General features: G+C 67.9%; 19 protein-coding genes and 3 tRNA genes. 13 read left to right on the top strand and 9 right to left on the bottom strand.

What is annotated here, in order from left to right; all coding sequences use genetic code 11:
• Positions 1-73: 73 nt before the first annotated feature.
• The 3 genes from ACQ1RG_RS07435 to ACQ1RG_RS07425 all read left to right on the top strand — a co-directional run bounded on the left by ACQ1RG_RS07435 (position 74) and on the right by ACQ1RG_RS07425 (position 2,249).
• The gene (locus ACQ1RG_RS07435) at positions 74-865 is read left to right on the top strand and encodes an amino acid ABC transporter permease (RefSeq protein WP_095376139.1); all 792 of its coding nucleotides are present in this window, start codon (positions 74-76) and stop codon (positions 863-865) included.
• Positions 866-871: 6 nt separating this feature from the next.
• Positions 872-1,654 carry an amino acid ABC transporter ATP-binding protein gene (locus tag ACQ1RG_RS07430; protein ID WP_063249988.1) on the top strand — a complete coding sequence of 261 codons (783 nt, stop codon included), beginning with the start codon at positions 872-874 and terminating at the stop codon, positions 1,652-1,654.
• A gap of 91 nt (positions 1,655-1,745) precedes the next feature.
• The gene (locus tag ACQ1RG_RS07425; RefSeq protein ID WP_063249971.1) at positions 1,746-2,249 is read left to right on the top strand and encodes a protein-tyrosine phosphatase family protein; all 504 of its coding nucleotides are present in this window, start codon (positions 1,746-1,748) and stop codon (positions 2,247-2,249) included.
• A 16-nt stretch (positions 2,250-2,265) separates the two neighbouring features.
• On the opposite strand, the gene ACQ1RG_RS07420 is transcribed toward ACQ1RG_RS07425, so the two are convergent.
• The 5 genes from ACQ1RG_RS07420 to ACQ1RG_RS07400 form a co-directional block, all read right to left on the bottom strand.
• Positions 2,266-3,279, bottom strand: coding sequence for a hypothetical protein (locus ACQ1RG_RS07420; protein ID WP_227007338.1), 1,014 nt, complete (start codon positions 3,277-3,279; stop codon positions 2,266-2,268).
• A gap of 151 nt (positions 3,280-3,430) precedes the next feature.
• Complete coding sequence (locus ACQ1RG_RS07415) at positions 3,431-5,122, bottom strand: GMC family oxidoreductase (RefSeq protein ID WP_341456227.1); 1,692 nt, start codon at positions 5,120-5,122, stop codon at positions 3,431-3,433.
• Between the two features lie 178 nt (positions 5,123-5,300).
• Positions 5,301-5,549 (bottom strand): DUF2630 family protein, encoded by a 249-nt coding sequence (locus ACQ1RG_RS07410; RefSeq protein ID WP_009377690.1) that lies wholly within the window; start codon positions 5,547-5,549, stop codon positions 5,301-5,303.
• 26 nt (positions 5,550-5,575) lie between these two features.
• Positions 5,576-5,935, bottom strand: a complete 360-nt coding sequence (locus tag ACQ1RG_RS07405) for a UBP-type zinc finger domain-containing protein (protein WP_063249973.1) — start codon at positions 5,933-5,935, stop codon at positions 5,576-5,578.
• Between the two features lie 35 nt (positions 5,936-5,970).
• Positions 5,971-8,823 carry an aminotransferase class I/II-fold pyridoxal phosphate-dependent enzyme gene (locus tag ACQ1RG_RS07400; RefSeq protein ID WP_131248422.1) on the bottom strand — a complete coding sequence of 951 codons (2,853 nt, stop codon included), beginning with the start codon at positions 8,821-8,823 and terminating at the stop codon, positions 5,971-5,973.
• A 125-nt stretch (positions 8,824-8,948) separates the two neighbouring features.
• On the opposite strand from ACQ1RG_RS07400, the gene ACQ1RG_RS07395 reads away from it, so the two are divergent.
• Complete coding sequence (locus tag ACQ1RG_RS07395) at positions 8,949-10,748, top strand: thiamine pyrophosphate-dependent enzyme (protein ID WP_430600797.1); 1,800 nt, start codon at positions 8,949-8,951, stop codon at positions 10,746-10,748.
• Positions 10,749-10,770: 22 nt separating this feature from the next.
• Positions 10,771-12,402, top strand: coding sequence for an amidohydrolase (locus tag ACQ1RG_RS07390; RefSeq protein WP_063249976.1), 1,632 nt, complete (start codon positions 10,771-10,773; stop codon positions 12,400-12,402).
• Positions 12,403-12,407: 5 nt separating this feature from the next.
• On the opposite strand, the gene ACQ1RG_RS07385 is transcribed toward ACQ1RG_RS07390, so the two are convergent.
• The gene (locus ACQ1RG_RS07385) at positions 12,408-13,769 is read right to left on the bottom strand and encodes an aspartate aminotransferase family protein (RefSeq protein ID WP_063249977.1); all 1,362 of its coding nucleotides are present in this window, start codon (positions 13,767-13,769) and stop codon (positions 12,408-12,410) included.
• Positions 13,770-13,890: 121 nt separating this feature from the next.
• On the opposite strand from ACQ1RG_RS07385, the gene ACQ1RG_RS07380 reads away from it, so the two are divergent.
• Positions 13,891-14,502, top strand: coding sequence for an IMPACT family protein (locus tag ACQ1RG_RS07380; protein WP_063249978.1), 612 nt, complete (start codon positions 13,891-13,893; stop codon positions 14,500-14,502).
• Between the two features lie 34 nt (positions 14,503-14,536).
• On the opposite strand, the gene ybaK is transcribed toward ACQ1RG_RS07380, so the two are convergent.
• Positions 14,537-15,037, bottom strand: coding sequence for a Cys-tRNA(Pro) deacylase (gene ybaK / locus ACQ1RG_RS07375; RefSeq protein ID WP_009377682.1), 501 nt, complete (start codon positions 15,035-15,037; stop codon positions 14,537-14,539).
• A gap of 231 nt (positions 15,038-15,268) precedes the next feature.
• Positions 15,269-15,616: a metallopeptidase family protein gene (locus ACQ1RG_RS07370; RefSeq protein ID WP_101624183.1), complete on the bottom strand. Its 348-nt coding sequence runs from the start codon at positions 15,614-15,616 to the stop codon at positions 15,269-15,271.
• Positions 15,617-15,942: 326 nt separating this feature from the next.
• Between ACQ1RG_RS07370 and ACQ1RG_RS07365 the strand changes: the two genes are divergently transcribed.
• The 3 genes from ACQ1RG_RS07365 to ACQ1RG_RS07355 all read left to right on the top strand — a co-directional run bounded on the left by ACQ1RG_RS07365 (position 15,943) and on the right by ACQ1RG_RS07355 (position 16,271).
• A tRNA-Glu gene (locus ACQ1RG_RS07365) sits at positions 15,943-16,015 on the top strand.
• A 37-nt stretch (positions 16,016-16,052) separates the two neighbouring features.
• Positions 16,053-16,126 (top strand) — tRNA-Asp (locus ACQ1RG_RS07360).
• A gap of 69 nt (positions 16,127-16,195) precedes the next feature.
• A tRNA-Phe gene (locus ACQ1RG_RS07355) sits at positions 16,196-16,271 on the top strand.
• Positions 16,272-16,383: 112 nt separating this feature from the next.
• On the opposite strand, the gene ACQ1RG_RS07350 is transcribed toward ACQ1RG_RS07355, so the two are convergent.
• Positions 16,384-17,064: a GntR family transcriptional regulator gene (locus ACQ1RG_RS07350; RefSeq protein WP_101624184.1), complete on the bottom strand. Its 681-nt coding sequence runs from the start codon at positions 17,062-17,064 to the stop codon at positions 16,384-16,386.
• A 176-nt stretch (positions 17,065-17,240) separates the two neighbouring features.
• Here ACQ1RG_RS07350 and ACQ1RG_RS07345 point away from each other — a divergent pair, with 176 nt between their 5' ends.
• The 4 genes from ACQ1RG_RS07345 (at position 17,241) to ACQ1RG_RS07330 (ending at position 23,269) form a co-directional block, all read left to right on the top strand.
• Positions 17,241-19,175 (top strand): FAD-dependent monooxygenase, encoded by a 1,935-nt coding sequence (locus tag ACQ1RG_RS07345; RefSeq protein ID WP_119296488.1) that lies wholly within the window; start codon positions 17,241-17,243, stop codon positions 19,173-19,175.
• Positions 19,176-19,416: 241 nt separating this feature from the next.
• Positions 19,417-20,139 carry a GNAT family N-acetyltransferase gene (locus ACQ1RG_RS07340; protein ID WP_009377677.1) on the top strand — a complete coding sequence of 241 codons (723 nt, stop codon included), beginning with the start codon at positions 19,417-19,419 and terminating at the stop codon, positions 20,137-20,139.
• A 25-nt stretch (positions 20,140-20,164) separates the two neighbouring features.
• The gene (locus ACQ1RG_RS07335) at positions 20,165-20,677 is read left to right on the top strand and encodes a hypothetical protein (protein WP_009377676.1); all 513 of its coding nucleotides are present in this window, start codon (positions 20,165-20,167) and stop codon (positions 20,675-20,677) included.
• Positions 20,678-21,007: 330 nt separating this feature from the next.
• Positions 21,008-23,269 (top strand): HNH endonuclease signature motif containing protein, encoded by a 2,262-nt coding sequence (locus tag ACQ1RG_RS07330; protein ID WP_430600793.1) that lies wholly within the window; start codon positions 21,008-21,010, stop codon positions 23,267-23,269.
• Positions 23,270-23,326 lie beyond the last annotated feature (57 nt).

Raw genomic sequence — 23,326 nt, 5'->3', positions numbered from 1 at the left:
CCCGACGCACCCGACCCGCCTTCGGCTCGAGCCCTGACCGATCTCAGGCCGAGCCCTGATCCTTGGAGACACCTTGGCTCTCAGCGTGCGCCAGCGCGAACGGACATCGCGCGGCATCCAATACGCCATCCTCATCATCGCCGTCCTCGCCGCGGCGTTCTTCGCCGACTGGCAGACGATCTACCTCAAATTCTTCAACCCCGAGGTCATCGCCGCGCAGTTCCCCGCGGTCATCACCACGGCACTGGTCAACACCCTCATCTACACCGCGCTCGGGTTCGTCCTCGCGCTCTCGCTCGGCATCCTGCTCGCGCTCATGAAGATCTCCTCGGTCGCCCCGTACCGGTGGATCGCGACAGCCTACATCGAGCTCTTCCGCGGCGTTCCCGCCCTCCTCGTCTTCCTCGCCTTCGGCTACGCGGTGCCCTACGCGTTCGGCATCCGCATGGACACGTACGTCACGGTCATGCTCGCGCTCGGCATCGTCGAGTCCGCCTACATCGCCGAGACGATCCGCGCCGGACTCCAGGCGGTGCCGAAAGGTCAGTACGAGGCCGCCCGATCACTGGGCATGTCGCATACGAGGGCGATGGTCACGATCGTCATCCCGCAGGCGTTCCGGATCATCCTGCCGCCGCTGACGAACGAGATCATCCTCATGACGAAGGACTCCTCGCTCATCTACATCCTCGGGCTCACCGCGTCGCAGTACGAACTGACGAAGTTCGGCCGGGAGGCGATCTCGAATCCCGAGGCGGGCCTCACCCCGCTCGTCGTCGCCGGCGTCTGCTACCTCGTCATCACCGTTCCGCTCGGGCTGCTGGCCAGACGGTTCGAATCCCGCACCGCGAAGATCAAGAAGTAGGTGGACATGTCGACCACATCGAATCCGGCAGAGAACATCCATGCCGAGGGCTGCACGATCACCGGCCTCCACAAGTCCTACGGCGACGTCGAGGTGCTCAAGGGCATCGACCTCGAGGTCGAGCCCGGACAGGTGGTCTGCCTCATCGGCCCCTCAGGGTCGGGCAAGTCGACGCTGCTGCGCTGCGTCAACCTCCTCGAACAGCCCAATGCGGGCACGATCACCGTCGCCGGCTACGACGCGACGGACCCCGACGTCGAGATCAACAGCCTCCGCCGCCACGTCGGCATGGTCTTCCAGGCGTTCAACCTCTTCCCCCACCTCACCGTTGTGGACAACTGCACGATCTCGCAGCGCCGAGTGCTGCGGCGCGGCAAGGCGGAGGCGGAGAAGGTGGCGCGTGAGAAGCTCACGCAGGTCGGTCTCGCCGAACTCGCCGACCGCTACCCCGACCAGCTCTCCGGCGGTCAGCAGCAGCGCGTCGCGATCGCCCGAGCGCTCGCAATGGACCCGAACCTCATGCTCTTCGACGAGCCCACCTCAGCGCTTGATCCGGAGACCGTGGGCGATGTCCTCCTCGTCATGCGCAGTCTCGCCGAGGCGGGGATGACGATGGTCGTCGTCACCCACGAGATGGAGTTCGCCCGGCAGGTCGCCGACCGCGTCGTCTTCATGGACGGCGGCGTCGTCGTCGAGGAGGGTCCCGCGCGCGAGGTCATCGGCAACCCCCAGCACGAGCGCACGAAGCACTTCCTCTCCCGGGTCCTCCACCCGGGGCAGCTCGAGTGAGACGTCGGAGTCGCCGAGCGGACCTGTTGCGGGCGAGGGGACCAGCCCGGAGCGGTCCCCTCGCCCCGACGCAGTCCGCTCAAGGGACGCTGTGACCACGTGGGAGGCCACGGAGCCGGGCGTCCTCGAGCTGCCGTCAGGTCGCCTGGTGCGCGGGCGCTCGCTCGCACACTCTGGTGACGTCGGAGGCTCAGGCGGCTCAGGGCCGGCGGACTTCGAGCTCATCCTGCTCGGCTCGCGCCGGGAGTTCGAGGCGAGGGCGAGTGGAGTGGTCGGCGGTACGGTGGCCGGAGGTCGAGCGTTGACGGAGCACCGCTGGGTGAGGTGGCCTGACTTCCGCCTGCCGCACGATTCTGGAAACGCCGCTGCCGCTTTCACCGAGGCGTGGACCCGGTCGCAGTCCGAGCGCGTCGGCGTCGCGTGCCTCGGCGGCCGCGGTCGGACAGGCACTGCGCTGGCATGCATCGCCATCCTCGACGGGGTCCCGCCTGCCGAGGCGGTCGCCTTCGTCCGTGAGCACTACGACCCCCGCGCGGTCGAGACGCCGTGGCAGCGCCGCTACATCGAGCGCTTCAGCCCCGAGAGCAGCGGCTGAGCATCGAGACCGCCAGTTAACGCCGAGACCGACGCTTAGAAGTGTCGGTCTCGGCGCTAAGTGGCGGTCTCGATGAGGCGAGCGCGTCGAGCTCGGCCTTGATCTGCCGGAACGGCTGGGCGCGGAAGAGGTCCCCCCACACGAGGTTGAACACGCGCAGCCCGGAGTTGAGCAGCTTCATGTGCCGTTCATGGTTCTTCGCACTCGCCTGATCAGGGCCGCCCTCGTTGAGGAAGTACTTGCCGAGTCCGTGGAACTCGACGGCGAGCGGCAAAGACTCGTGTCGGAAGTCGTTGCGGGCGATCCAGGAGCCGTTGGCATCGTACGAGCCGACCTGCGGAACCATGCCGGTGATCCCGAAGCGGTGGAACTTCACGGCGCACAATGCCTCACCTGCAGACTCGTACAAGGGACTCGCGAGCTCGACTGCCCTCCGTGCAACCGCGCAGCCACGCGTGCGCGGCCGGATCCCGTTCTGAAGGGAGCTCTTGTCGATTCTCCCTTCGCGCAGAGCCTGAGAGATCAGAGGCACCGATGTCTCCAGCGGATAGTCGTGAGCGATGTCGAGCAGCGTGCGTCGCATAGCCGTCACCGGCAGATCCCCGACACGGTCCTTCTCGTCATCCCGCAGTGTCCGCTGGTGGCAGATGCACCTGGTCGTGACCCGGTGGAAGTTGGGTCGAATGATCTCCATTGCGCTCGCTGCCGGGAAGGCGGGATCGAGCCCGTGGATGATGGCAGCGGAGATGTGCGAGAAGACGGCATCGGGAAGGAGCTCCCCTGCGTATGAGCGCACGAGGATCTTCAGCTGCTCAGTGTTGTCGCGGATGTCATCGAACTGCTGGGGATAGGGCCGGCCGGTCTCCACGTGGAGGTCATGGAGCACAGCGTGCTCATCATTCGCGCACTCCTCCCACAGCACGAAGTGGCCTCGTCTCACCTGTTTCGCACAGCAGTCCAGGAGTTCGCGCAGACGGGAGTCGGAGAACCCGAGATCCCGCAGTTCTTTCGAACTGAAGACCGTGACCATAAGTCATTAATGTACAGCAAACAACATCAAATGGTCCAGAGAGTGGCGGCACTTCATTTCTGTTGTCCGCCGAGCGGACTGCTCCGCGGCGAGGGGACGAGCTCTGGGCAGTCCCTTCGCCGCGCAGTGGTCCCCTCGGCACCAGCGGCACTCAGCGGTCGCGATACTCCGCGATGATCTGGTCCGAGGCCTTCTCGCTGACCATGTAGACGGCGCTGGCGATGAAGAAGCCCGGGGTGTCGGGGAACACGCTCGCATCGACGACGCGCAGACCCTCGACCCCGCGCACGCGCAGGTCTCCGTCGAGGACGGCCATCGGGTCATCGTCAGTGCCGATCTTCGCCGTTCCGCAGGCATGGTGGCCCCACGCCTCGCGCTTGACGAACTCGCGCAGCTCCTCGCGACTGGCGACTTCGGCACCGGGCACGAGTTCGCGCACAACCTTCGTGTTCTCGATGCTGCCGACGATCGTCCGCGCCATCTCGAGTCCGTCGACGACCCCGTCGAGGTCGCGCTCCCACCCGGGAGACCCCTCGTCGAAGTACCGCATGCGGATGTCGGGCACATCGCGCGGATCCGCCGAGCGCAGTCGCACAGAGCCCGCTCGGTCCCGCGTCCACCCCTTGAGGACGAGCATGCTCATCCGATCGTGGTGCGGCTTCGCATCGTAGGAGTGGTGCGGGTAGTACCCGTGGAAGTCCGCCGCGAGCGAGAAGATGATGACGTCGGCGTTGTCCCCGTCCCCGGCGCTCGTGTGCGCGACCATCGCCGCGAGCGACCCGTTCGTCGAGTACGGCCCGCCGCGATCGTCCTTCCACTCGCGCAGCAGATGGTCATCGGGCTCACCCGGCGCCGGCAGGTCGAGCGTCGAGTCGTCGAAGATCGGGAAGTCGGCATCGAGTTCGTTGACGACGGAGACCTCATACCGGTCGTGGAGATTCTCCCCCACCCCAGGCGCGTCGACGACGACGGGGATCCCGAACTCCTCAAGCTCCGCCGCCGGTCCGATGCCCGAGAGCTTGAGCAGCTGCGGGGTGTTGAAGGCCCCTGCCGCGACGATGACTTCGTTGCGGGCACGGACGGCCGACCGCCTCGGCGAGGGATCATCGGAGCGTCGCTCCGGCGGGGTCGCAGCGTAGAGTCCGGCCCCGGCCAGGTATTCGACGCCGATCGCACGGGTGCCGTCGAAGAGCACCCGGGTGGCGAGCGCATCCTCGATGATCGTCAGCCGATCCGGATGTGCGGCGCGTGCGGCGAGCAGGCGCTCCCGGCTGCCGTTGCGCCGGCCGCCGCCGGCGGCGACGGGGACGAAGGACATGCCCTGATAGCTCGGCGGGGTGTCGGCGGCGTTGATGTCGCGCGGCAGGGAGATGTCCTCGGGGATGCCGAAGAGCTGCCGACTCGTCGTCTCGGTGGCGTTGATGATGTCGAGGAAGCGGGGTTCCCGGCCGGCGATCGCGGGGTCCGCCCGTGTCGTCTGCAACCACCCGTCGCGCCCGTGGCGGGCCTTCGCGTCCCGGTCGGCCTCGCTGTCACCGGGCAGCGGCAGGGCGTCGACGCCCTGCCAGTCCTCGATGCGCTCGAAGATCTCCCGCATCGGGCCGTGCCCCCAGCTCTCATCGCCGGTGAGCTCCGCGAGTCCGTCCCAGTCCCGGGGCTGCGGGGCGATGTGGACCATCGCGCTCACCGCGGTGCTGCCGCCGAGCGTCGATCCGCGGGGATAGAGGATCCCGCCGAGGTCGTCGTCCCATTTCGAGTCCTCCCGCCCCCGGGTGGGATCGTCGTAGTGGGAGACGGCGAAGTTCCACACCATGTCGGGGTCTTCGCTCGCATAGGCCTGCATGACGGGGGTGTCGTAGTACCCGCACTCGTGGTTCCCGCCGGCCTCGAGGACGGCGACGGTGAACCCCTCCTCGGCGAGGTTGGCCGCGAGCGGACCGCCACCGGCCCCGAGCCGACGATGACGAAGTCGTACTCGGGTGCGTCCTCGACGGAGTCCCCTGAGCCTTGGACGGCCTCGGTCACTGGAGGTAGCCCTCGACTTCGCTCACGGGACGCTCCTTGGCGAGGTTGGGATCGCGTCCGGCGTCGCGCTCTCCCTGGCGCTGGCGCAGCAGGTCCCAGAGCTGGTCGAGCTCGCCCTCGAGCTGTGCGATGCGCTGGTGCTCGTGCTCCTCGGTGATCTCTCCCTGCCCGAGGCGGCGGCGCAGCTCGCGCTCCTCCTCGACGGCGGCGTTGATCTGCTCGTGGATCGATTTGTCGGTGGTCATGGGGAGTCCTCTCTCAGGGGTGGGCCTCAGCGGTGGATCTTGTCCATCCAGTCTGCCGGCACGCGGTCGGCGGGCCCGGGCACGGACTGGGATTCGGGGTGGGCCAGGGGCGGCGCGAGCTCCGGGCCCTCGAAGGCCTGCTCGGTGCGGAAGTCAAAGAACCACTCCTCCCCGGGCTCGTAGCTGCGGGTGACCGGGTGGCCGGTCTCCTTGACGTGCCTGCTCGCGTGCTGTGAGGGCGAGGTGTCACAGCAGCCGATGTGCCCACATGCCGCGCACCGGCGCAGGTGGACCCACCACCCGCCGGTCTCCTCGCACTCGACGCAGCCGGGCCCTGAGGGCGGGACTGAGGGATCGATGTCTCCGGGTTCGAGTCGGATGTCCATGCACCGAGTATGGCACAGGTCACACTGTCCGTAACCTATACGTCGGTGACCTCTGCCTCTCCGGCCACCTCGGCGAGGATGACGCGGTAGCCCAGGCGGGCGTCGTAGCCGTGGATCTCCCGGGTGTCGAGGGCGGACATGAAGTCGAGCACCTCGGCGGTGATGACCTGACCGGGCACGAGCACGGGGAACCCTGGCGGGTACGGGGTGACGAACCCGGCCGAGACCGGGGCCTCCCCGTTCTCGACGCGCCGCCGCAGTTCGTGCGGGAGGACGTACTCGACGGACTTCTGCCGCAGGCCCGCGTAGTAGGCCGACCGGAGATCCCCGTCGGGCAGCTGCGCCGCGGGGTCGTCGGCGGGCACCTCGGCGGCGTACTCGGGGGCGAAGGCGCTGAAGTCCGGCAGGGGCGGCATCACCGCGCTCGGCTCGGTCGAGGCGTCGGAGGGGCCGACCTTGTACGGGTCAGTGAACCGCTCGGCGAGCTTGACGAGGACCTCGATGAGGTAGGCGACGGCGGATCGGGAGGTGCCGATGTTCGTCATAAAGAGCACGGTGTTCCGGCTCGTCTTGTTCACCTGGATGCCGTAGCGGTCCATGAGGTACTCGTGCTTGAACGTGTCCCCGTCGACGCCGGTGCCGGTGATCTCGACGGTGATCCGGCTGGGGTCGACGACGAACTCGTCCGTCGTCCACGCGTTCCAGAACGTCGCGAGTCCATCCCGCAGCGGCATCGACCGGGTCGTCTCCCGGTACTCGGCGGGGATGAGGTCCTTGGCGGTGAGCACGCGGAACGTCTTCTTCAGCAGCGGGTGCCTGGCCACCGCCGAGGCGAGGCTGACAGCGAGGTCGAGCTGCTTCTGGACGAGCGCGAAGCCCTCCATCTCCACCTGCCGGCGGCCGAGGTCGAGGGAGGCGAGGATCTGGTAGTTCGGCGACGTCGAGGTGTGCGTCATGTACGCCTCGTGGAAGGCCTCCTCGGCGCCGGAGCCGAACTCCTGGTCGTAGACGTGGATCATCGAGCCCTGCCGCAGCGCGGTGAGCGTCTTGTGCGTCGACTGGGTCGCGTAGACGCGGATCGTCGCGTCCGGCGGAGCGAGCAGGGTCTCGTTCAGCCACACCTCGTCGGGGGCCGGCTCCCCGGTGACGGGATCGAACAGGCGCTTGCGCTGCTCCCGGTAGGCCGCATCGTGGGAGTTCGTCCGCAGGGTCTCGTCGAGGCGTTCGGCCGCGACCATCGCGGTGCGCTTGCGGGTGACGGGGTGGAAGCGGGCGAAGGCGAACCACGCTTCGTCCCAGAGGAAGACGAGGTCGGGCTTGATCGCGAGGCACTCGGCCATGACGCGCTCGGGGTCGTAGACGATGCCGTCGAACGTGCAGTTCGTCAGCGTGATCATCCGCACCTCGTCGAGGCGGCCGGCGGCCCGATAGTCGAGGAGGAGCTGCTTGATCCGGTGCAGGGGCACCGCGCCGTAGAACGCGAAGTCGTTGAGCGGGTACGCCTCGAGGTAGGCAGGGCGGGCGCCGGTGAGCATGAGCGCATGGTGGTGGGACTTGTGGCAGTTGCGGTCGACCATGACGATCTCGCCCGGGGCGACGACGGCCTGGTGGACGATCTTGTTCGCCGTCGACGTGCCGTTGGTGACGAAGTACGTCCGCTTCGCCCCGAACGCGCGGGCCGCCAGCGACTGTGCCTTCTTCAGGGTGCGCACGGGGGCGAGGAGCGAGTCGAGCTCACCGGAGGTCGCGCTCGTCTCGGCGAGCAGGAGGTTGAGGCCGTAGAAGTCGACGAAGTCGGAGATCCATTTCGACCCGACGACCGAACCGCCACGGGAGACGGGCAGAGCGTGGAAGACGCCGGCCGGCCGCCTCGCGTGCTCCTGGATGGCGGCGAAGAACGGGGTGTCGTAGAGGTGCTGGACACGGCGGAGCAGGGAGAGGTGGAGTTCGAACTGGTCCTCGCGCCGGAACACCCGGCGGAAGCGGTGGGTGAGCGCCCCGGCGAGGCTCTCGATGTGGGCTCCGGCCATGAGGTAGAGGTCGAGTTCGGGGCGCAGGCCCGCGAGCGTGTCGGCCAGCCGCAGCACCCGGCGAACCGAGTTGAGCGGGCTCATCGGACCCGTCGGCGACGAGGTCGTGCCCTCGTGGGCGAGCGCCACGGCGTTGCGGAGATCGCGGCTGAGCACTTCGCGGGTGCGGTCTGTGAAACCGGGGCGGATGACGCACGCGAGGAGGTTGGGGTTCGTCAGCGCGGCGACGACGGCGTCATCGGCGGTGGGGACGATGACGTAGTCGTAGATGAACTGGTCGGAGGCGCTGCGGAGCTTGAGCAGGTCGGCGTGGAGTTCGTCGCGCCCACCCTCGGTCGTCTCGTCGACGATGAGGACCTCGAAGCGGGGCCGCGGGTCCTGCCGGTCGCGGATCTCCGCACGCTCCTCCTCGGTGAGCTCCTCGTCGATCGTGTCCGGCACCGTCGTTCCCCGCAGCCGGTTGACCGCGCGGGTGATCATGTCATGGGCCTTGTCGAATTCGCCGTCGGAGAGGAGTTGGGCGATCTCCTCGACGTAGCGCTGACCGAACCCGCCCCAGTAGAGCTCGATCGTCTTCAGCGACCGCAGGGACCGCCAGACCTCACCGTCGGCGGCGATCATCGAGAAGTCTCCGCCGCTCATCACGAGGCGCTTGATCGCGTACTTGAGGTACTCCCATGCGTCCGAGCGCAGCCGCCACGTGCTCGCAGGCATCCCCGGGTCACGTTCGAGCCTGGCCTTCTCCGGCCGAGTGAGGAAGCCCTGGCGGGTCGACACCGGCTTGCCGCCCCTGTCCGAGGACAGGCCGGAGGCGAAGGGGGCGCCTCCCGGGAAATCGTCGGAATCGATGCCGGTCATGCTGGAGCCTCCTGGCTGGTGGTGCGCTGGTGCGGAATCCGTTGTGCTGACGATCATACGGCCTCCCCTCGAACGCGTGGACACCGCGGTGCCCACTTGAGACGAAAGAGTGATAAGCATGAATCATGGATGTCACCGAGTCACAGACCGCCGGCCATCTCATCGTCGAGGAGCTCGAGGCCCACGGAGTGAGGCGGGCGTATCTCGTGCCCGGGGAGTCGTACCTCGACGTCCTCGACGGCCTCCACGACTCCCCGATCGAGACCATCGTGTGCCGGCAGGAGAGCGGTGCCGGCTATATGGCAGTGGCCGAGGGGCGGATGACCGGGATCCCCGGCATCGCCATGGTCACCCGCGGGCCGGGGGCGGCGAACGTCATGGCCGCCGTCCACACCGCCTACCAGGATGCGACCCCGCTCGTCGTCTTCGTCGGCCTCATCCCCACCGCCGCGCGCGGGCGTGAGGCGTTCCAGGAGTTCGACCTTTCCGCGTGGTTCGGAACGACGGCGAAGAAGGTCCTCGTCCTCGACGATCCTGACAAGGCCGCCGAGGTGGTCGTCGATGCCCTCCACACCGCCGTGTCCGGCCGGCCGGGTCCCGTCGTCATCGGCCTGCCCGAGGAGGTGCTCACCGAGCGGACATCCGCGCCGGTGCTGGCCCCGCGGGCGCTCGGAGTCCCGGCCCCGGCCGACGGGGACCTCACCGAGCTGCGCGCCCGCATCGACCAGGCCGAACGTCCCGTGCTCGTCATCGGCGGCGAGGACTGGGACCCGGCCACCGCCGAGCGCATCGCCCGGTGGTCGCGCGACCGCGAGCTCGGCGTCATCGCCACGTTCCGCGCCTACGACGGCATCGACCACGATGCGCCGAACTTCCTCGGGATCCTCGGCTACGGTGCCGCTCCCGTGGCCAAGCGGGTGTTCGCCGAGTCCGACCTCCACATCTTCCTCGGCTGCGTGCGCACCGATGTCGCCACCGACGGGTTCACGATCGGCACGGATCAGCGCACGATCATCATCGGTCCCGATCCGGACGCGCACGGGCACTTCGGGCGTCTCGACGAGCACATCGTCACCTCGGTGAACCGGTTCGCCGAACGGCTCTTCACCGAGGACGGGACCCCCGCGTACACGATCTCCGCCGACGGCAGCATCGCCGAGGTGGCAGACGGTGGGACGAGAGGCGGGGCGGCCGACGACGCCGGCTCCGACGACACGACCCTGCCCTCCTGGATCCAGGAGGCCCGCGCTGAGCTGTCGGACTGGCGGCAGCCGAAGCCGGTCCCGGTCCCGGCGGGGGCGATCTCGGCGGGAGCCGCCTCGGCGAAGGAGCCGGGAGGGGCAGACGAGGTGGCCACGGCCGCCTCGGCGGGGAACACCTTCGTCGACATGGACGAGGCGTTCGTCCACGTCAGGGAGCTGCTGCCGGCGGACGCGATCATCACGTTCGGGGCGGGGAACTTCTCCGGGTGGGCGACACGGTTCCTGCCCACGCACGGATTCCCCTCGGCGCTGGGGCCGCGGAACGGGTCGATGGGCTTCGGTCTGCCCGCCGCGGTCGCCGCGGGACTCGTCGCCCCCGACCGGACGGTGTTCTGCATCGCCGGCGACGGGGACTTCCTCATGACCGGGCAGGAGCTCGCGACGGCCGTCCAGTACGGGGTCGATGTCACGATCGTCATCAACGACAACTCGGTCTACGGCACGATCCGCGGTCATCAGGACCGCGACTACCCGGGTCGGGCGACGGGAACGACGCTTGAGAACCCGGACTTCGCGGCGATGGCCACGGCGTTCGGGGGACTCGGGATCCGGGTCGAGCGGACCGAGCACTTCCGGGAGGCCTTCGCCGCGGCACTGGCCCACCGGGGACCGGCCATCGTCCACTGCATCACCGATCCCGCGATCCGCGGGCCGAGACTCTGAACGCACACGCGAAAGGCACTCCGTGAGAATCGACGCGATCTTCACCGATCTCGACGCGCACACCCTCGACCCCGCCCGCGCCCGGGCGACGAAGATCGGCGTGAGCTCCGGGCGGATCATCGGCTTCGACGAGGAGCTCGACGGGATCAGCGCCGACCGCGTCGAGTCGCTCGGCGGGGCGACCGTGCTGCCCGGCTTCAACGACGTCCACTGTCACACGACGTGGTACGGCCTCACGCTTGCCTCGGTCGACGTCACGGCGATGCCGGGCGGGTTGCCCGACGTCTACGCGGCCCTTGAGAAGGCGGCCGCAGTCACCCCTGCCGGGGAGTGGATCGAGGCGACCGGCTTCGCCCACCGCGACTACGACGGACAGTACCCGGAACTGAGCCGCCTCGACGAGATCACCGGAGACCGCCCCCTGTTCATGCGCCAGACCTCCGGGCACGCGGCGATCGTCAACACCGCGGCGATGAAGCTCGCCGGCATCCTCGATGCCGACTTCGCCGACCCCATCGGCGGGAAGGTCGTCCGCGACGCCGCCGGGCACCCGACGGGCCTTGTCGAGGAGACCGCGCAGGGACTTGTTCAGGACCTCATCCGCCCGTACTCGTTGGACACGATCGTCGACGCCCTCGACCTCGCCACCGCGCAGTACGCGAGGGAGGGCATCACCTCGTTCGGGGAGTGCGGCATCGCCTACGGGTGGATCGGCCACTCCCCCATCGAGATCTCCGCGTACCTGCGCGCCCGCGAAGAAGGCAAGCTGCGCGCCCGAGCCCAGCTCATGCCGCAGGCCGACGGCCTCCACCCGATCGCTGCGAACTCCGCCGACGGGTTCGGCATCGGCCTCGACGCGGGGCTCCGCACCGGCCTCGGCGACGACATGATCAGCATCGGGCCTGTGAAGTTCTTCATGGACGGGGCGATGTCCGGGGAGACCGCGGCGCTGCGGGAGAACTACGAGGGGCGCGACCATCCCGGCTACCTCCAGGCCGATGCCGAGGAGCTGCGGCAGCGCATCCTCGACACCTACGCCTCCGGATGGTCACTCGCCGTCCACGCGATCGGCGACGCCGCCGTCGATGCGGCGATCGCGAACATCGTCGAAGCCCAGACCCGCTTCGGCAGACGGGCCGTGCCCAACCGGATCGAGCATGCGGGCCTCGTCCACGACGAGCACCTTGAGACCCTGGCCTCCCACGGCATCGCCGTGACCCCGCAGGCCGCGTTCGCCGAGGCGATCGGGGATGGGATGAACCGCTCGCTCGGGCCCGAGCGTCGGAGGCTGCTCTACCGTGCGAAGTCCTTCGTCGACGCCGGGGTCCTGCTGCCGGGCAGCTCGGATCGACCGTGTGCCGACGGCACCGCCCTGCGCGGGATCGGCGCCTTCGTCACCCGCGCCACCCGGGAGGGCGACGTCATGGGGGCGGCCTCCGAGAGGCTCTCCCCCGCCGAGGCGGTCGCCGCCTACACCTCGGTCGCCGCGATCGCCTCGGGGCAGGGGGCGGAGAAGGGGACGCTGAGCCGTGGGAAGCTCGCCGACTTCGTCGCCCTCGACGCCCACCCCGCCGAGGTGGCCCCGGCCGACATCGCCGACATCCCCGTGCGCGCCACCGTCCTCGGCGGCGCATTCACCCACGACGCGAGGTAGCTGCCTCAGCGGGCGAAATCGAGGTCGGTGAGGACCTTGTCGAGGATCCCGAGGCCCTTCTCGAGGTCGTCCTCGCTGATGTTGATCGGCGGGACGACGTGGATGCGGTGGTAGTTGGTGAACGCGACGAGACCGTACTCCTTGAGAGACGCGAGCACCGAGGCGACCTCGGGCGAGCCTGCGCCGTAGGGGGCGAGCGGTTCCTTCGTCTCCTTGTCCCAGACGAGTTCGATCGCCCAGAACGCACCCGTGCCGCGGACCTCGCCGACGTGCTTCGAGGACTCGGCGATCTGGCGCAGGCGGGGTCCGATGATCTCCTCGCCGATGCGGGCCGCGTGCTCGACCATCCCCTCGTTCTCCATCGCATCGATCGTCGCGACCGCGGCGGCGCACGCGAGCGGATGACCGGAGTACGTCAGCCCTCCGGGGTAGGCCACCTCGGCGAAGGAGTCGTAGATGTCGTTGCTCATGATCACCCCACCCAGCGGCACATACCCGGAATTGACGCCCTTGGCGAAGGTGATGATGTCGGGGACGATGTCGAAGTGCTCGAAGGCGAACCACTTCCCGGTGCGGCCGAACCCGGCCATGACCTCGTCGGCGATGAGGACGATGCCGTGCTCGTCGGCGAGTGCGCGCACACCCTGCATGTATTCGGGGGTCGGGATCATGATGCCGGCGGTGCCGGGGATGGACTCGAGGACGATCGCCGCGATCGTCGAGGGGCCTTCGAGTTCGATCGTGCGCCGCAGGTGGCGCAGGGCGCGCTCGGTCTCCTCGGCCTCGGTGGTCGAGTCGAACTCGCTGCGGTAGAGGAAGGGACCGAAGAAGTGGACGACGCCGGAGTCGCCGAGGTCGTTCCTCCACCGCCGCGGATCCCCGGTGACGTTGATCGCCGTCTGGGTGCCGCCGTGGTAGGACCGGTAGCGGGAAAGGACCTTGTGCTTGCCGGTGTGGAGGCGGGCCATGCGGATCGCGTGCTCGTTCGCGTCGGCGCCGCCGTTGGTGAAGAAGACGTGGTCGAGGCCTGCCGGGGTGCGTTCGGTGATGAGGCGGGCGGCCTCGGAGCGGGCGGCGTTGACGTGGGCGGGGCTGATCGTGCAGATGAGGTCGGCCTGCTCCTTGATCGCGGCGACGACCTTCGGGTGCTGGTGACCGATGTTCGTGTTGACGAGCTGGGAGGAGAAGTCGAGCAGCGGCCGGCCCTCGCCGTCATAGATGTAGGAGCCCTCGGTCCGGGAGACGGTCATCGGGTCGAGCGTCCTCTGCGCTGACCACGAGTGGAAGACGTGGGCCCGGTCGAGATCGTAGGCACGGGCCGACTCGGCTCGGATCGCCTCGAGCTCCGCGTCGCTGAACTTCTCCATGTCGATGGCCTTTCGCCGTGGGGTTCGGTGCGGCGGCGCCGCCTACGGCCATGGTAGAGGAGGTCGGGACTGCGCAGGGCAGGTCAGGGCGTGCCGGTGGCATTTCGCTAGAGTGGGCCGCATGCCCTACCGGACGATCACCGACCGCGCCGAGGCCGAGATCGAGATCAAGCGCTCGAAGTTCTTAGGCCTCGTCGCCCCGGTCGCCGATGAGGCCGAGGCCCGCGAGGTCATCGCCGAGCAGCGCGCCCTCCACCCCAAGGCCCGTCACCACTGCACCGCGTTCGTCCTCGATCCCGACTCCCGCACCCAGCGGTTCAGCGACGACGGCGAACCGGCCGGGACCGCGGGCGCTCCGATCCTCGACGTCGTCCTCGGCCACGAGCTCACCTTTGTCGTCGCGGTCGTCACCAGGTACTTCGGCGGGACCCTGCTCGGTGCGGGGGGACTCGTGCGCGCGTACGGTCAGGCCGCCTCGGCGGCGGTCGATCGCGCCCCCGTCGTGGTCAGACGGGAACTCGTCCCGGTGCGTGCCAGCGTCGACTATGCCCGGGCGAACGCCCTCGAACGAGCCGCCGAGGTGCGGGGATGGTCGGTGCGGGCCAGCTACGGCGCCGAGGTGGGGCTGACCGTCCTCGTCCCCGTCGCCGAGGTGGACCCGGCACTGGCGATGTTCGCCGACCTCACAGCAGGTCAGGCCCATCCGAACGTCGGTGACGTCGAATGGGCCTGAGGGTGCGCGTGCGCTGAGCCTGCCGGCGGATCGCTCAGTCGAGAGCGGCGATCTTCGCGACCTGCGCGTTCGTGAGCATGACGAGGTCCTCGGGTCGGATCTCGATCTCGAGTCCGCGGCGGCCGGCGGAGACGAAGACGGAGGCGTGCTCGAGGGCGGTGCGGTCGATGACGACGGGCACGGCGTGGCGCTGCCCGAACGGGGAGACCCCGCCGACGGGGTAGCCGGTGCGGCGCTCGGTCTCGGCGACGCCGGCGAGCTGGGCCTTCTTCGCTCCCCGCGCCGAGGCCAGCGCCTTGAGGTCGAGCTGTCCGGAGACGGGGACGAGGGCGGTGACGGGCGAGCCGTCGACCTGGATCATCAGGGTCTTGAACACCTGGTCGGATCCGACGCCGAGCTTGTCGGCGGCCTCCGAGCCGTAGCGTCGGGTGGCGGGATCGTGGTCGAAGCTGTGCAGGCTGTAGTCGATTCCTGCGAGATTGAGGACTCGGACGGCCGGGGTCGCCGCGCTTGCCGGTTTGGATGCAACTGTCATAGGGGGGATCGTGCCTCCTGCCCGTGGACCGAACGGGACACCCTCCAAGGCCCGGCGGCCCCGAGATGTCCCGCGTCGATACGGACGGAATGTTGTTCTCGATTGCTGTTTCCGTACCCGCCCACAATAGGCGAAGCGTCAAGTCCAATGCCAATCAATGGCGCGTCCGCGAACTCGCCGGTAGCCTGTTTCCCTCCTGTTCACGCGGGGAGATTGAGGTCAGGTGCCTTGTCACCCCCAACCGATTTCGTGGAGGCGGTCGTCGTCGATGCCGTAGAAGTGGGCGATCTCGTGGACGATCGTCACGACGATCTCCTCGCGGAGGTGGTCACGGTCCTCGGCGTAGGCGATGAGGTTGTTGCGGTAGAGGAAGATCGTGTCGGGCATCTCGAGGCCACGCTGCCCGCGCTCGCCGATCGGAGTGCCGTCGTAGAGGCCGAGCAGCGTCGGGCTCCCGTCCTCGGGCGCGTCCTCGACGAAGAGGGCGACGTTGTCGAGCTCGTCGGTGACCCCGGCAGGCAGGTCCTCGATCGCCTTGTCGAGGATCGCCTCGAATTCCTCCTCGCTCAGGTACTCCATGGCCCGATCCTATCGGGCACCCGTGACACGGGATCCTTCCCCGTTCACCTCGTCGTCATCCCCTCGCCGAGGTGGGGTGGGGCGGTCACGGATGCGCACGGCCGCCTCGGCGGGGTGGGCACCGCACGACCGCCTCGGCGGGGTCGGACGGGGCGGTGCGAGCGCCTCGGCGATGGGGTGAGAAGGAGGGGTCGAGGGCTCCTGCGGAAGCCGATTTCGGGGCCCGGAAATCTGTGACGGAGGACACCGGGATCTGTTTTGCATTCTCGGAAATGGTTGGGATAAGCTTAACGTCGTTGCCCACGGGGAATCCGAGAGCAAACTAGGCCCCCATCGTCTAGAGGCCTAGGACACCGCCCTTTCACGGCGGCGACACGGGTTCGAATCCCGTTGGGGGTACGGTGTAAGATCGAAAGGTCGCGCACCACAACAGCAAGGCCCTGTGGCGCAGTTGGTTAGCGCGCCGCCCTGTCACGGCGGAGGTCGCGGGTTCGAGTCCCGTCAGGGTCGCGGAGCATAAGGCTCTTCTTCGGAAGAGCCTTTGTTTCTCTCGGCATGCATCACGTATGTCGGCGACCAGGCTCTGTAGCTCAGTTGGTAGAGCGTTCGACTGAAAATCGAAAGGTCACCGGATCGACGCCGGTCGGAGCCACCACAGAACGAGAACCCCGCGGATTCCGCGGGGTTCTTCGCATTCGCCGGCAGAACGTTCACGGGCATAATCAGGGCACTCCCCCGGTGGATCGATCACGCCCCCAGTGGAACGGTCACGCGCTGATCTGAGAGCCCGCACTCGCGATGAGCACGTCGGCGGACCGCTGGATATGGCATTCGAGCGCCTCCACAGCGCCGGCGACATCACGGGCGACCGAGAGCTCGGCGATCCGCCGATGCTCCTCGGGCACGTCGCGGGTCTCATCGGCGACGAGCTCGCGGGACCAATGGACGAAGAGTTCGGAGCGGGCACGCAGATCCGTCGCGACCTTCGCCAGGGTCTCACTCCGTCCACCGGCGAGGATGGCGGCATGAAACGCCCTGTGAGCGCGATCCCACTCCCCGGTGATGTGCCCGCCCTCGTCGGTGAAGCGCGTCTTCTCAAGCGTGTGATGGGCCGCCAGCACCAGGGACTCCCACGCCAGATCGCCGTCGGCGATCGACTCCCGCAGCGCGGCGGCTTCGATGATCCGGCGCGCACGCGTGAGATCTTCGAGCAGACCCGCAGTGAGCTCGGGAACCGAGAACCCTCGCTGGGGGCTGGCGCTGAGCAGTCCGTCCTGAGCCAGTCTCGTCATCGCCTCACGAAGCACGGACGGGCTGACGGAGAACCGGTCGGCGATCTCGCCGATGCGCAGCTTGGAGCCGGGCGTGAAGCATCCCCGCAGAAGCTCCGCCCGCAGACGGTCATACGCTTCGGCGGACAGAGTGCTTCCGACCCGAGATGCAGCCATGTCGCCAGTATAGACATATGCGTATTTCGACGAGACCCTGCCAAAATATCTTTTTTCTATTGCAATATAGTGATTCAGCTCATACCGTGGAGGTCACGCGGCGGTCCACTTCGTCGCTCCCGTCGGACCACCGTCGGTGCCACAGAAGCACCGGCGCCAGGATGCAAGGAGGCACCATGGCTGACATCGAAGTACCCGTGCTCATCATCGGAGGCGGAGGCGCAGGACTGTCCGCGTCGATGAACCTGTCGAAACTCGGAGTCGATCACCTCCTGGTGAGTTCACTCCCCTACACGTCGAAGCTGCCGAAGGCCCACGTGCTCAATCAGCGCACGATGGAGATCTTCGAGGAGCTCGGGGTGGCGCCGGCGATCGAGGAGCGCAGCACCCCAGCGGAGAACATGAAGAGCACTGGGTGGTACGCCGGTCTCGTCGGCGATCACGAATACTCCGGTCGTCGCCTCGGCCACCTCGAGGTCTGGGGAGGCGGCTACACCGACCCCGACTACATCGCGGCGAGTGCGAAGCGCACATGCAACCTTCCGCAGATCCGACTCGAGCCTCTGCTCCTCGACCACGCGCGCAGACTGCACCGACGTCCCGACGGCGTTCGGTTCAATCACGAGGTCACCGCTGTCGAGCTCCTCGACGAGGGAGTCCTCGCGACAGTGCTCGACAAGGACTCCGGCTCCGAATACACGGTGCGCGCCCGGTATGCGATCGCCGCGGACCGGGGCCGCACGGTGGGTCCGGCCCTCGGAGTCGGGATGACCGGACCGACGGACCTGATGATGATGGTCTCGGTCCACTTCTCCGCCGACCTCTCGGAATGGGCCCTCGACGACGATGTGCTCATCCGCTGGCTCGTCAACCCTGAGTTCGGGGGATCATGGTCCTCAGGAGTCCTCGTGGCCATGGGCCCGGAGCACTGGGGCACGAAGTCCGAGGAGTGGGTCGTCCACCTCGACTATGCGACCCATGATGCCGAGGCGCTCACGGACGACCAGGTCATCGCCCGCCTCTGCACGGTGCTCGGCGTCGATCGCTCGGCGCTCGAGATCCACAAGGTGTCACCGTGGATCATGGAAGGCGTCGTCGCGGAGAGGTTCCGCGCCGGGGACGTCTTCATCATCGGGGACGCAGCCCACCGGCACCCGCCGACCGGAGGCCTCGGACTCAACTCTGCGATCCACGACGGCTATAACCTCGCATGGAAGCTCGCTCTCGTGCTCGAGGGCAGAGCCGGCGATGCACTGCTCGACTCCTACGAAGCCGAACGCAAGCCGGTCGATCAGGACAACGTCAACGCTGCGGTCGCCTCGGCGATGAATCACTTCACGATCGACCGAGCCCTCAACCTCTCTCCGGAGGCCTCCGCGGCTGAGAACTGGGCGGAGCTCGAACCCATCTGGGACGACTCGAAGCCCAACGCCGCAGAGAAGCGCCACGCGCTCAACCGCGCGATCGGCACGCAGACCATGGAGTTCCGCCACCACAACGTCGAGTTCGGGTACCGCTACGATTCCACCGCAGTCGTATCGGACGGCTCTCCCGACTATGTGCCCATCGACGCGGTCCGACTCTACGAACCGTCGACGAAACCGGGTCATCCGCTCCCCCATGCCTTCGTCGAGAAGTCGAACGAGCGCTTCGCCCTCAGCAGTCTCGTCGACGGCGGACACTTCCTCGTCCTTGCCGGCGAAGACGGTCACGACTGGGTCGCCGCCGCCGAGCAGATCGCCGCTGACCGCGGCCTGCGGATCAGGGCTCATACCGTCGGGCTCGAAGGCAGCGACTACGTCGATGTGCGGATGGCATGGATGAAGAACCGCGGGATCAGCTCGGAGGGCGTCGTCATCGTGCGCCCGGACCGCTACGTCGCCTACCGGTCGATCGATTCCGTGGCCGACGCCGCCGACGAGCTCAACCGCGTCTTCGATGCGATCCTCGCCTCACCGCAGTCGGCCGCGCAGAGCGGGTCGGCCGCGCAGAACACGTCGGCCGCGCGGAGCGGCGCTGCCGCTGCACCGAACCAGGCAGCCGCCGCATCGGAGCGGGCGACCGACGCGCCGGAGCGGGCGACGATCGAATCAGACCGGGCGGTGGTGTGAGTGGGCTGAGCGCCTGAACCAGCCTCACTGCCACCGACGGCGAGCCCCGCGGATCCTCGCGGGGCTCGCCGCATGCCGCGGGAATCATGCCGATGCTGACTCGCCGGGGTTCGCGGACGTGTGCTGCGCAGTGCCGCGATCTGCGCTGCACAATCCCGGACTTCGCTCAACGCTGTCCCGGACTTCGCGCAGTGGCGCTAGCATGCGCTCATGAACGCACCGATCGAGAAGGGCCCATGCAATGACCACTCCTGACGGCTCTGCCCCTGTCACAGATCGGTCTCTCGCCTTCGAGTGGCGCGGCGAGGTGACCAACGACGAGATCAACATCCTCCACGCCGAGGCGTTCGAGCACCGGGTCCTCGACGACGACTGGCTCACCCACCTCGAGGCGCTCAGCCTCGGCTGGGTGACGGCCCGCGACGCCGTCGGGCTCGTCGGCTTCGTCAATATCATCTGGGACGGCGGCGTCCACGCGTTCATCGAGGACACAGCGGTCGCCGTGCGCGCCCGTCGCCGAGGCATCGGACGCCGACTCATCGAGATCGCGCGCGAGCACTCGACCGCGGCCGGCTGCGAGTGGCTCCACGTCGACTTCGACGATCACCTCCGCGAGTTCTATTTCGACGCGTGCGGCTTCGCACCGACGAACGCGGGACTCATGCGGCTGCGCTGTTCGACGAGCCGGGCTCACACGGACGACAGCCCAGGCCGCGCGGACGACGGCCCGGGCAATCGCGGACGGCAGCCCAGCCAGCGCGGACGACGGCCCAGGCCGCAGCGGACAGTGGGAGTCAGCCCAGACAATCGCGGACGGGGGAAAGTCAGCCGAGCGACCGCGAACGGCAGCCCGGGCCGCTGCGAACGGCAACCCACACTGCCGATGGTTTGCCATCGCGCCGACCGCTGCGACCGGCGAGAGCACCCATGTGCACGTGCGGGGAACAGTGCGACAATGAGGTGAAACCGACCCGATTCAAGGAGCGATCATGAGCGAGAATCCCACCGACGACGCCGACTTCCTCACGCAGGACGACGAATTCGATGCGGAGGAGACGGAAGAGGACAACGCCGAGCCCACCGGCGTCGACCTCGACGGACTCGAAGAGACCGCGGACGCGGCCGAGGCCGACGCCGAGGATCCCGACTTCGAAGCCGACTCCGAAGAAGAGGACGAGCCCTACATCGAACCCGGCGCCGAAGGTCCCGAGGGCACCGGCATCGAAGGTGCCGACGATGCGCTCATCGACGATGCGGGTTGGGACGACGAACAGGACGCCCCCGCGCTCGACGGCGACCTCGACACCGACCCGATCACCGCCGCAGAGCAGGGCAATCGCGACGGCGACGAGATGGTCTCCTACGGCGACGACGACTCCGAGGTCGCCGAACTCAGCGGCGACGACCTCGACGTCGACGCCCTCGCTGACGACGGCGTCGAAGAGGTCGACGTCATCGACGGCATGCCCGAGACCATCGACAACGCCTACCAGGAGGACTGACCGCCTCCCCTGCGGCCGGTTCCACCGCCCTCTCCCCTCGCTCGCCGAGGTGGGAGGGCGTTCTCGTGCGCGCGTGCCGAGCGTACTCGTGCGCCCGTGCCGAGCGGTTCTGGCGTGGCCGAACGTCCGGCGCGCCCGATCGCAGCCCCCGATCGAGGCCCCGAACGCAGCCCGATCTCGCGAGAGTCAGCCTGCGATTTTCGCTGAGCATCATGAATTCAAACAAATTTTCGTTCGGATCAGTTTCGAAAAATGTATTGACACGATTCGTGACGCGTTCTACACTAAGGGTAACGATCCACACTGACGTGGAAAGGCAGGTGAACGGCGATGAAGGATCCTTCGGACCCCCTAGGGGCCGGTTGCGGTGCCGCCGATGACGAGCCTCCCGATCCTCGCCGCCTCCGCGTAGATCCTGACTCCCCCTATGCTGATGCGCTCTCCGTCTACAGCGCCTGCGATCGCGCGCAGCTGGCCGCATGGGAGACGACCGCATCCCTCTTCCTCCACGATGTCATCGCTCACCTCGATCTCCTCAACCCCTCTCCGGAATCCCCGTACCGGCACGCATCGCTGACCGAGACCGCCCGCCGTCACGCCCGGACCCACGGCTCCGACGCCGACTGGGTCTCCGAGGTCGACCCTGACCCGGCTCCTTCACCCGCTGCCGGGGATCCCGAAGCCGCCCCCACCTCGGTGCCTGATTTCACTGTCCCGGCGCCCCTCCCCGGGTTCCCGAAGTTCCGGGAGACCCAGACCATCTACGGGTGGGTCCATTCCCTCTCCCATACCGAGGACATCGCCGAGCTCTCGGCGATCCGGGGCTCGACGATCCCCGCGACCTACGCTCACGTCACTGCGGCGATGACCCTCGTCCACGGGCTTCCGAAGTTCTACGCCCGCTGCCTTGCCGGGGAGTTCACCATCGAGCATGCGATCGCCGCGACCCGCATGTGCCAAGACCTCCAATTCCAGCGCCTCACCGTCATCGACTGCTACCTCGAAGAGCGGCGAGCCGACATCACGGTCGAGACCTTCAGGAAGTCGCTCTCGCTCAAGGTCTCGATCGTCCAGCCCGAGGAGGAGCGCACCGAGGCGGCCCATGAGCGTCGTCGAGTCGGCATCACCACCTTCCCCGACGGCACCGCGTGCCTGACGCTCACCGGACCGTCAGCCGAACTTCAAGCGTGCTACCTGCGCATCGAGGCCTTCGCGAGAGCCATCCGCAACGGCAACACTGCGGCGTTCACCGACCAGATGCCCGCAGGAGCGATCATCGACGACGACCGCAGCATCGACGCCCTGATGTTCGACATCATCACCCGCACCATCCCGCAGGCTCGCATCCACATCCGCGCACACGACACCGACACCGGGCAGAACTCGAGCCGCGACATCCCTCTCGACCTGGAGAATGCCCGCACCGTCCATGACATCGCCGAGGCGATCGGCACTGCCGTCGGATCCGTCGGAATCGACCCCAGCAGCCTCGGCGGCGTCCGTGTCGACGAGGGTGATCCCGTCGCCCCGACGGCCGGCAGTCTCAACGACGCACCGACAGCTGCTCCTGCCCAGGCAGCAGCCACCGATTCGTTCGGCAATGTCATTCCTGTCGACCGTGCAGTACCCGTCGGCGGTGCGCCCGCAGTCGACTGCACTGGTCCCGATACGGAGAACCGGACGGTCGGCGATGCTCGATCGACGGATGACGGTGCTCGATCGACGGATGACGATGGACCGGATGGTTCCGTTTGCTCTCCGGACGCAAGGCAGGGGGAACTGACCCGGATCGAGGATTCCGATCCAGACGAACAGGGCCGATACGCGTTCTACCTGGGTCTGACGATGCCGACGACGCCGTTCTGGCTCGGCGGCCAGTCGAAGATGATCACCACAGTGCCCTTCATCTCGCTCGCCGGCCTCGCCGATCTGCCCGGCACGTTCTCCGACGGTTCGCCCGTCCCGCCGGAGATGGCTCGGACGATCGCCGGCCAGTGCTCGACGTGGACCCGTATCCTCACCGATCCCGCGACCGGCACCCCGATCGATGCGAAGGCGATGTCCTATTACATTCCCGCTCAGGTGAGGCAGACGCTCGTCGCCCAATGGCAATGGTGCAGTGTGCCCGGATGCCGGCGTCGAGCAGAGACGTCGGAAGTCGACCACATCATCCCGTTCGACCACGATGATCCGGCCTCAGGCGGGCTGACAGTCTTCGGCAACCTCCACCCGATGTGCAAGCTCCACCACCAGGCGAAGACCGACTGCAGATACGCGGTGCGCATGGACTGTCCCGGCGTGCTCGAATACCGGTTCGCCCACGGTGTGGAAGCGATCTTCTCTCCAGGGGACAACCCTGTCGACGTCGAGCAGGCCCGCCTCATGCAGGCCATCGTCACAGATCCGATCGACTCGGATGATGGGCAGGAACCGCCGCCGTCACCGGGCGACGAACGATTCGCCGATGAATGCCCGGAGCCCGCAGGCGGAGACGGAGCGGCCGGATGGGTCCCGGCGGAGGGCAACATCATCTACAAGAAGCCGCGGAAGAAGCGCTGGGTCTGGGATCCCGGCGGACCACCGCCGTTCTGATTCCCTTCCCCATGAGACCTGCACAGTGACCTGCACACTTCCACGTGATCGGCACAC

The organism is Brevibacterium sp. K72 (assembly GCF_050562175.1).
Taxonomy (GTDB): Bacteria; Actinomycetota; Actinomycetes; order Actinomycetales; family Brevibacteriaceae; genus Brevibacterium; species Brevibacterium casei.
The sequence above is the reverse complement of the archived record's forward strand: the minus strand, read 5'-3'. Positions and strand labels throughout refer to the sequence as shown.